The organism is Flavobacterium galactosi, assembly GCF_048158585.1.
GTDB lineage: Bacteria > Bacteroidota > Bacteroidia > Flavobacteriales > Flavobacteriaceae > Flavobacterium > Flavobacterium galactosi.
Genome location: NZ_JBLNKV010000013.1, coordinates 1 through 10,607, shown reverse-complemented (window position 1 = coordinate 10,607; position 10,607 = coordinate 1). Strand labels below are relative to the sequence as shown.

4 protein-coding genes are annotated in these 10,607 nt (G+C 35.7%); all 4 read right to left on the bottom strand.

Features of this window, described 5'->3' with window-relative positions:
- A partial coding sequence (locus ACM55M_RS17325) for a beta strand repeat-containing protein (protein ID WP_416858931.1) occupies positions 1-5,187 on the bottom strand: 5,187 nt, incomplete at its 3' end.
- 1,218 nt (positions 5,188-6,405) lie between these two features.
- Positions 6,406-8,346 carry an OmpA family protein gene (locus ACM55M_RS17320; protein WP_416858930.1) on the bottom strand — a complete coding sequence of 647 codons (1,941 nt, stop codon included), beginning with the start codon at positions 8,344-8,346 and terminating at the stop codon, positions 6,406-6,408.
- Positions 8,347-8,358: 12 nt separating this feature from the next.
- A complete protein-coding gene (locus ACM55M_RS17315) occupies positions 8,359-9,267 on the bottom strand; it encodes a PorP/SprF family type IX secretion system membrane protein (RefSeq protein ID WP_416858929.1) in 909 nt (302 codons plus the stop codon).
- Positions 9,268-9,421: 154 nt separating this feature from the next.
- A partial coding sequence (locus tag ACM55M_RS17310; protein ID WP_416858928.1) for a gliding motility-associated C-terminal domain-containing protein occupies positions 9,422-10,607 on the bottom strand: 1,186 nt, incomplete at its 5' end.

The window sequence follows — 10,607 nt, the reverse complement described above, 5'->3', positions numbered from 1 at the left end:
ATGAACCGCAGAGAATGTAGTCGAATCAGAAGCGCCAACTGTAAGAGAAGCGATAGGTCCGCCAGTGACTACTGCATTAATATCAGTAACAGTTATATTATTTACTGTCACATTACCTGTATTGGCAACAACGAAGTTATAGATTACAGTATCTCCAATATTTGTAATTCCATCGTTATTCGCATCCACATAAGTCCCATCTTTAGTGATTGCAATTGAAGGAGTTTGTGTCAATGGAGTGATGGTACAATCTGGACATTCAGGGTTGACAGGACAAGAAGTGCAAGGGGTAGGATCGGACGAAGTGTCTGTCACATTTGGACCTGATGGAGGAGTACCGGTAGCTGTCGCTAAGTTGTTTACAAAACCGGTATTGATATCCGCTTGCGTGATTGCATGAACGGCAGAGAATGTAGTCGAATCAGAAGTGCCAACTGTAAGAGAAGCGATAGGTCCAACAGTGACTACTGCATTAATATCAGTAACAGTTATATTATTTAATGTCACATTACCTGTATTGGCAACAGCGAAGTTATAGATTACAGTATCTCCAATATTTGTAATTCCATCATTATTGGCATCCACATAAGTTCCATCTTTAGTGATTGCTATTGAAGGAGTTTGTGTTAATGGAGTTATCGTACAATCCGGACATTCAGGGTTGACAGGACAAGAAGTACAAGGAGTAGGATCGGACGAAGTATCTGTTACATTCGGACCTGATGGAGGAATACCGGTAGCTGTCGCTAAGTTGTACACAAAACCGGTATTGATATCCGCTTGCGTGATTGTATGAACCGCTGAGAATGTAGTCGAATCGGAAGCATTAACAGCGAGAGAAGCTATAGGTCCTCCAGTAACCACTGCGTTCGTATCAGTCACGGTCACATTGGTAAGGGTTACGTTTCCTGTATTGGTAACAGCGAAGTTATAGATTACAGTATCTCCAATATTTGTAATTCCATCATTATTGGCATCCACATAAGTTCCATCTTTAGTGATTGCTATTGAAGGAGTTTGTGTTAATGTAGTGATGGTACAATCTGGACATTTAGGGTTAACTGGACATGAAGTACAAGGAGTAGGATCTGACGAACTGCCTGTTACATTTGGGCCGGATGGTGGAGTACCGGTAGCAGTTGCTAAGTTGTATACAAAACCGGTATCAATATCCTCTTGCGTGATTGCATGAACCGCTGAGAATGTAGTTGAATCGGAAGCATCAACAGTAAGGGAAGCAATAGGTCCACCAGTAACAGCTGCATTAATATCAGTAACTGTTACATTTGAAAGTGTTGAGCTACCTGAATTAGTAACCACGAAACTATAGTTTATAGTATCCCCAACATTGGTAATTCCATCATTATTAGTGTCAACATAAGTACCATCTTTCAAAAGAGTTATAGAAGGAATATATACTGTAACAGTAACAATACCTGTATCACAATTTGTTGGATTTAATTTCTCACAGATTTCGTAAGTCAATGTATAGTTTCCAGTTGGGGTACCAGGAGCGACTACCACATTGGTGCCGGAAACAGTAATACCTGTATTTATTGAACTGATTATACTTAAATTGACATCATTAACACTAACTGCAATACAGTTTAATAGATCATTAGCCAATACGTTGGTAAACGAGATGCCACCTGTATATCCGTTAATAGTTGTCCCTGCATCGTCATTGGCAACAATATAATTTGTTACAATTAGTTTGGCTTCACAAGAAGTTTCTTTACCACAAGCATCTTTCACGGTCAAGGTAATTGTAGTTGTTCCTGATCTAACTTCAGTACCTGCAAGAGGAAACTGAGTTATAATTAAAGATGCTGATGGTGTACAATTATCAGTTGCTGTTATATCAGAAGTAAAGTCCGGAACTAGAGCTTTACAATTTAAATCTGCAGGTATAGTTTGATCATGAGCACAAGAAGTAATTACCGGTGCCATATTATCTTTTATAAGGATAATTTGATCCGCGGTTTTGGTATTACCACAAGCATCACTAACGGCCCAATGTCTGACAATAAAGTCATCATTAGCGCATTTTTCGCTAGGAGTGAAACAAACATTATTAATATTTAATGTTCCATTTTCAGTACTTTGTTTACGGGCAAAAATCCTCCAGGTTCCATTCATTTCCCCCGTAAATTCGCTAAAGTTTGAAATATAACCATTAAATTCAGGTATATATTGTGAGTTTGTCGAAGTACCTCCTAGCGGAGTGTAATTACCTGCTCCAGTAGGGTTATTGACATTATTCCATTGTGGATAACCAGATCCATAGAAGACAGGAGTATAAGATGCAGCTCCGTCAATGGAGCAAGAAGGATCGGAACAATAAGGACCAACCAGTATGATAGCTTGCCCTTGTGGGGATACTAAAGTGATTTCAGCGTGGCCAATACCTTGATTTGTATTAAATGATAAGGTAATATTTTTAACGGCACTCGCTGGTTGTCCATCAAATCCTTCAACGTTAAAATCGATCAGTATACCATTTCCGGCATTTACATTCCATTCCTGTTGCGTTCCAAAACAACTGGTATCACTATGTGAAACAATAATGTCAGGCTTGTTGGTACAGTTGTCTGCTTGATCATTTACATTGCCCGTTATATTTGGATCGGCGTTGTAATTACAATTAGCATCTTTATAGATTGTACTGGTTAGAGGAGGTGTAAATGTCGGAAGTGTTTTGTCATCTATGGTAATAGTTCTTGATACGGAAGCAAGTGCTCTTCCACAAATATCAGTAGCATTCCATGTCTCGATAACTTGACCTTTACAGTAACCAGATACTGTTGTTGTGAAAGTAGATGGATTTGATGTTCCACTGATTAAACAACCGCCAGTCAATCCATTACTAAAGCTGATGGTACTTGGCGCAGGTATTGCCCCGCAGGTTACAGTAATAGTAGCAGGAGCTGTCATTGTTGGTAAAACAGCGGGGCTAACAGTTATCGTTCTTGAGACAGTTGTAACTGTTCTTCCACATGTATCAGTGCCAGTCCAAGTTTCCGTAACAGTTCCACCACATGAGTTAGGAGTAGAGGAGAAACTAGAAGGATTTGATGTTCCGCTGATCAAACAACCGCCACTTAATCCATTGCTAAAGTTGATCGTGCTCGGTGCTGGTATTGATCCGCAGGCTACAGTAATATTGCTAGGCGCTGCCATTGTTGGTAAAGCAGCTGGAGTAACAGTTATTATTCTTGATACACTCGCAATGGTTCTTCCGCAAATATCAGTAGCAGTCCAGGTTTGTGTCACCGTTCCACCACAGGCGCTAGGAGTAGCAGAGAAAGTGGAAGGATTTGATATGCCGCTAATTAAACAAGCACCACTTAATCCATTGCTGAAGGTGATGGTACTCGGTGCTGGTATTGACCCGCAGGCTACAGTAATATTGCCCGGTGCTGTCATTGTTGGCAAGGCAGCCGGGCTAACTGTTATTGTTCTTGATACAGCCGTAACTGTTCTTCCGCAAATATCCGTGGCAGTCCAGGTTTCTGTAACCGTTCCGCCACATGCGTTTGGAGTGGCAGAGAAAGTGGAAAGATTTGACGTTCCGCTTATTAAACAACCACCGTTTAATCCATTGCTGAAGGTGATGGTGCTTGCTGCCGGTACTGACCCGCAGGCTACAGTAATATTGCCAGGTGCTGTCATTGTTGGCAAAGAAGCCGGGCTAACTGTTATTGTTCTTGATACGGCCGTAACTGTTCTTCCACAAATATCCGTGGCAGCCCAAGTTTCTGTCACCGTTCCGCCACAGGCGTTTGGAGTAAGAGAGAAAGTGGAAAGATTTGACGTTCCGCTTATTAAACAACCGCCAGTCAATCCATTACTAAAGCTGATGGTACTTGGCGCAGGTATTGCCCCGCAGGTTACAGTAATAGTAGCAGGTGCAGACATTATTGGTAAAGTAGCTGGGCTAACAGTTATTGTTCTCGATACAGTCGTAATTATTCTTCCGCAAATATCAGTGGCAGTCCAGGTTTCTGTCACTGTACCGCCACAGGCGTTAGGGGTGGCAGAGAAAGTGGAAGGATTTGATGTTCCGCTTATTAAACAACCGCCACTCAATCCATTGCTGAAGTTGATAGTGCTCGGTGCCGGTATTGACCCGCAAGCTACAGTAATGTTAACAGGAGCTGTCATTGTTGGCAAAGCAGCCGGACTAACATGGATGATTCTTGAGGCAATAATGGTTCTTGAGTAATTGTCTGTAAAGGTCCATGATTCTGTTATGTTTCCACCACATGAACCAGTTGGTGATTGAGAACTAAGAGTAGACGTCACAGATCCGCTCATTAGACAATTTCCTGTTGAGCTGTTCGTATAATTCAGAGTGCTTGTGGTTGCTGCTCCGCAGGCTGCTGTAATATCAGATACTTGAGCAAACGAAGCAACTGTAGGAGGGCTAGCGGTTATGGTTCTACTTTTTGTAATTGTACAGCCGTTGGCATCGGTGATCATTACATCAAAAGTGCCTGCAACTACATTAATAAGATCTTGATCGTCTTCCTGTCCGTTAGGTATAACACCATCCAAAGTTGTCCAGGAATAGGTATAAGGTGCTGTGCCACCGATTGGAGTTAAGTCGATGTTACCGTTTGCTGTACCACATTGAGAATTGGTTAAAACAAATTCACCATTAACTCCAGCGTTTATTTTAATTAAAGGTAATTTCCCACATTTAGGAGAAATTGTGGCAGGATTTAATGGACAAATACTACCTGGAGAAGCATCAGTCCATGCTAAGAATAAATTGGTAATTTTTAATGTATTACCACAAGTATATGAAACTTGATCAAAGGTTAAACTAGTTATCGTATGACCAGGAAGTGGTCCTCCGCAGCCTGAAATTGCAATTGTGGATACTAATGAACCGTTGATACCGCTATATTCCTCTAAATTCCCCCAAAAAGCAAAGGATGTTCTTGTTGAACCTGTTGTATTATTGATAGACAATGTCAATGTTCTGGTTAGGATAGTATTTGTGGGACATGAATTACATAAATCTCCCCCAGTAAGAGTTGCTCCAACTAACTCTAGATCCCCGGATGTACACGAAGTATTTGGATTAGGAACTGCCGTTTGTGCAACTGCGGTTGAAATACTCAAAAAGCTTATTAAAAAAAGCGAAAATAATTTTGTCGAATAAGTAAAAATTGATTTCATATTGATTTGTTTTAAATCGTTAGAAAATGAAATGGTTGTAAGTAGCAAAATTCATTTTTGAAAGTTGTTATACGATTTGATGTATGAATAGTTCTCGACGAACATTCAGACATAATAACTTTAGAAAAAATAGTTATTGATGACACACTTAAACAGTTAATTATTGGTTTAAAATAAATAAACTTTAGTGATTTAAAAGTTGGAATAGAGTTTAGCATATTCCAATGCGTTTTAGTATCAAATTGAGAATATAAATTACCAATGAATATGTAGAAAGCTAATAAATGGGGAGTAGTTTTTGTATACATACAATCAGTTTTTAATTTATAAAATTGATTTGTGGTATTGTCCTTTTTTATAATTATAATGTATAGATATATTTAATTTATCTAATATTATAGGTTATAGGGAGTCGATTTCTTGTTGAAAATTAATAGCTAAAGGAATTGCCTAATTTTAATTAAAGTAATAGATTTTTTTTTCATAATATTTAATTATTGGTATTAAAAATAAAATGATTTTGCTATATCAAACATCAAGATTTTTTATTCTATTAAGTAGATGTTCGAGTATTTTTTCTGAATTTAATTTGTTAATTTTTAATTCCCCTTTTTGGAATAATTTGTAAATTTACATTTCAAAATTAAAGTCTTAAAAATTTAGAGGTTTCTAAATTTTTTTAGGGATGAAATATTTTTTTTGGGGTTTAAAAAATTTCTACCTCGTAAGATTAAGTGTCTATTTTTAAGTTATTTAACAGCTATTTTTTTATACAACCAAAGTTACAAAGAATAACTAATATTGATTTTATTTTTCTACCAGTAACCTAAATACTCGTTGAATTGTAATTTTTTAAGAAAAAATTAATTTTTGGATTTAAAATTTTAACATTTGTTTTATTCTTAAATAAGTTATTTACTAATAATTTTAGAATGATCTTTATTAAAAATCCGCAACTAATAAAGAGCATAAATATCAATTATCAAAAAATTATAAAAATGATGAAAAGGAAAATAATTTTTAACATAAAATTTTGCTATAAAAAAGATAAGAAAGTAAATTTAAAATAAATGCTTCTCTACCCAAAATTTGATTTATTTTTAAATTTTATATATTTCATTAAATACTTAATTTTTAGAACAAGAAACCTCGAAAGTTTAACTTTCGAGGTTTCTGTTTATTTAAAATAGTTTACTGGTTTTTATATCAAATCTATTATTATAGAGCAGTAATTATAAATTCACTACGTCTGTTGAGCTGATGCTCATCTTCTGTGCATTTTACGCCATCGGCACAATTGTTTACGAGTTGAGTTTCTCCATAACCTTTGCCAGTCAATCTATTGGAATTAACTCCATTTTTAATCAACCAATTAATGGTAGATTTAGCTCTTCTGTCTGATAATGCCTCATTGTATTTAAAGGTTTGTCTGCTATCTGTATGAGAGCGAATATCAAGTTTCATGCTAGGGTATTGATTTAGTACATCTAATATTTTTTCTAAATCTATTGCAGCTTCTACTCTAATATTAGATTTATCAAAGTCGAAGTAGATCATTTTAATGCCAAAACATTTTCCCAAATCATCACCAACGGTTACTTTACATTTTGATTTTTCCAATGCGATTGGTAAATATGTTTTTCCTTTTTCTGCTGCAATAGTAATCTTTTGTTCTTTAGTGGTGTATTCTGGTTTTTCAGCTCTTATATTATAAGTTTTTCCACATTCAACAGTAAAAGAATAATTGCCTTTATCATCAGAATTGGTAGTGTTTATCAAATTAAATTGGTTGTCGTATAAAGTGATTTTAGCATTTGGTAGTAATTCTTTGGTAGTTATATCCGTTATTTTACCATATAATTCCTGTTCAAAAATTAGCCTTTTTGTTTCTAAAAATTTATAAATATCATCATAACCCTGACCACCATCTCTATTGGAGCTAAAAAATCCTCTTCTTGATTTTGTATCAATTAAATAAGCAAAATCATCCTTAGGCGAGTTAACATCAGCTCCCACATTTTGAACTTCACTGAAAGTCTTGTCTTTGTTTATTTTGGATACAAAAACATCTAATCCACCTAAACCAGGTTGCCCGTCTGAGGCAAAATAAAGTTCATTTTCATCATTTACAAATGGAAAGGTTTCTCTTCCTTCAGTATTGATTGTATTTCCTAAGTTTTCAGGAGTACCAAAACTGCCATCGTCATTTATTTTTACTTTAAATAAATCTGATTGGCCTATAGTTCCCGGCATATCAGAAGAAAAATATAATGTCTTCCCATCAGGACTTAAAGTGGGATGGGCCGTACTATAATTATCACTGTCAAAAGGCAGTTCAGTTACATTTGCCCATTTGTCATTTTCTAAACTGGCTTTGTAAATTTTTATTAAAGTAATATCATTTCCATCTTTTCCTTTTTTGCCATTCAAATAGTTGTTTCGAGTAAAATACATTGTTTTTCCATCATTCGTAAAAGTAGGAGTAGATTCATGAAACTTCGAAATTATACTTTTATCAAACTTTTTAGTTGCGCTTGGAGTCATTTTGTCTCCTAAATCTGCAGTATACAAATTTGTAAAATATTGATTGGTCCAAGCATGCTTTCTGTGACCTAAACTTCCAGTATCTCTTGCAGAAGCAAATACTATTTTATTCATATATACAGCGGTTCCGTAATCAGAGTATTTCGAATTAATACCTGCATTTTCCACCTGATATCTACCCGAATTAGCTTTTATGGCTTCTAAATAATTGGTGTTTTTTTTGAAAAGCTTTCCTCGAATATCGTTTCCAGATTTTTGATTGAATAGTTCCAACATTTCATTGGCTTTATCATTTTCGCCAATGGATTTTAAAGTCTGGGCATAACGATAGTAATATTCCGGTTCTAGATTGGTAGTGTCCATGACAAATAATTCACCATACCATTTGGCAGCTTTGTCCAGCTCTGCGTTAAAGTAATAGGCATTCCCCAATTTTTTAAACAGGTCTGCAGATTTATACCCTTTTTCAGCAACCTTTTCGTAGGTTTTTATGGCATCTACATAGGCATAGTTGTCATATTTTTTATCAGCTGTAACTAATTTTGTCTTTTGAGAATAAATGTTAAAAGAAAAAATACTTACTATTGTTATGCAAACGAGCATATTTTTTTTCATAAAACTTGTTTTTTAGAAGAATCTAGGACTCGTGATTTTATTATTGTTTTTGAATAATTCATAGCGCAGGAAAATTTCATGCGAACCGGAATTATAGTTATCTAAGTTGGTTGTTTCATGATCATACCCATATCCAACATACAAACCTTCCGAAACCTGAAATCCAACCATAGCACTAAGTGCAGCGCTCCATCTATAGGCAAGTCCCACCACAAATTTGTCATTGAACATAAAATTTCCAGATACATCCATTTGAAGCGGAGCACCTTTAACCATTTTGGTGAGAACTGCGGGTTTAAATTTAATATAATTATTTAAATCAAATACATAACCAGCAATCAAGTAGTAATTAATTTGTTCTCTAAAAATAGCTACTTCATTATCATCATAACGATTGGTTTCTATAAAGTTAGGAACAGAGAATCCAACATAAGCTTTGTTAGAATGCCAATAGATACCTGCACCAATATTTGGGGAGAATTTATTATTATAATCATGTAAGCTTGGGTCATTATCAGCTGGATTTAATCTGGTTACATCCAAATCAAAAAGATTAGCCGTTGCTTTAATTCCAAATGAAAGTTTAAAAGTTTCCGATGTAGGAACCGTGTAAGATAAATCAGCTGAGATGGTATTCTCATGAGTAGGACCAATTTTATCATTCATAATCGATACCCCTAATCCTAAATTATTTGAGTTGAGTGGCGTATTCATAGACACAACGTTAGTTACAGGTGCACCTTCGAGTCCTACCCATTGGGTGCGGTGTAAAGCGAAAATACTTAAAGCCCCATTAGATCCTGCATAAGCGGGATTAATATTGATTGTGTTATACATGTATTGAGTAAATTGTGCATCTTGTTGAGCAAAACTTACAATGGCTGTAAACATCAAAACGAAAGTAAATAATTTTGTTTTCATAGAAGATATTTATTTTTTAATTATCTATCGAATTCATTTGTCAGAATTCAGTAGTTAATTGATAAATTTGATTCGGGTTTATCGTTCAGGAATAGGGCTATTGGTATTATTCCATTAAACCTGAGGACAACATAGTCCCCAAGTTTAATGAATTTTAATTATTTATAAGGTATAAAAACCCGTCTTTTTTGTTTGTTATAATGTTTCCTACACCATCAACTGAGGTGTAATTTAAGATATAGAAATAGGTACCGGTTGGTAAACCCGAGGATTGACTAATAGTTGTTCTACCTTCAGCAATACCTTTGAACACTTTGCTGGTATTATTATAACCACTAGTTTCATAAACCAATACACCCCAACGGTTATAAATTTCAACTGTATTATTAGGATAGCAATTTGTATCATCAATGTTGTCAATTATGAAATTTTCATTAATTTCATCTCCATTAGGAGAGAAGGCATTATGAACTAATATCGTTCCACAAGGCAATACAATACCACCACAATCAGTAGTAACCGTCATGGTAATTCTTATAGTTCTTGGGCAAGTTCCCTCATTAATTTTATATTCAAAAATATAATCGCCAACAACAAGGCTAGCAGCATTAATTACATTGCCTTGTAAGGTACCTGAATTATTTACATCGGTCCAAGTTCCGTTTGCAGGAGTACCAATAGGTAATAAATCGTTTAGGTTAGCAGTTGTAATTTCTCCATCATTACAAATTGAACCTACTAATGCTACAATATTATTTGTAACGTTAACATTAATGATTTGAGTAAACTCTGATGCATTTCCACAAGTATCAGCCACTGACCATTTTCTCACTATTGAATAGGAATTTGCTGTATTGTTAATGATGTTTTCAGTAAACATTGCTGACGAGACTGCTGAGCAATTATCGACAAATACAAGTTCAGGTTTGGCGGGAATTGCATCACAACTAACATTGATAGTTGGACTAAATACAGTGCTTGTTGTTGGACCGGTTGTATCTTGAACGTTAATGGTTTGTGTAGCTTTAGCAGTATTTCCGCAAGCATCACTAGCGATCCAAGTTCTAGTTACAGAATAGGATCCTGCACATTGACCATTTGTAGTCACATCAGCAAAAGTCAAGGTTACAGCCGAAGCACAATTATCTGTTGCTGTTGCAATAGCAAATGCAGGTATTGCTGGACAAGAGATTGTCGAAGCAGACGGCAATGCAGCGATAATTGGAGCAGTTTTATCCTGAACGGTAATGACTTGTGATTTAGAAGCGGTGTTTCCACAAACATCTGTCGCAGTCCAAGTTCTGGTAAGGGTATAGTTGCTGGCACAGTTTCCGTTCGTT

What these genes read in the sequence shown, in the direction of transcription:
- ACM55M_RS17320 (WP_416858930.1), bottom strand. Translation starts at nt 8,346, where the DNA reads ATGAAAAAAAATATGCTCGTTTGCATAACAATAGTAAGTATTTTTTCT.
- ACM55M_RS17315 (WP_416858929.1), bottom strand. Translation starts at nt 9,267, where the DNA reads ATGAAAACAAAATTATTTACTTTCGTTTTGATGTTTACAGCCATTGTA.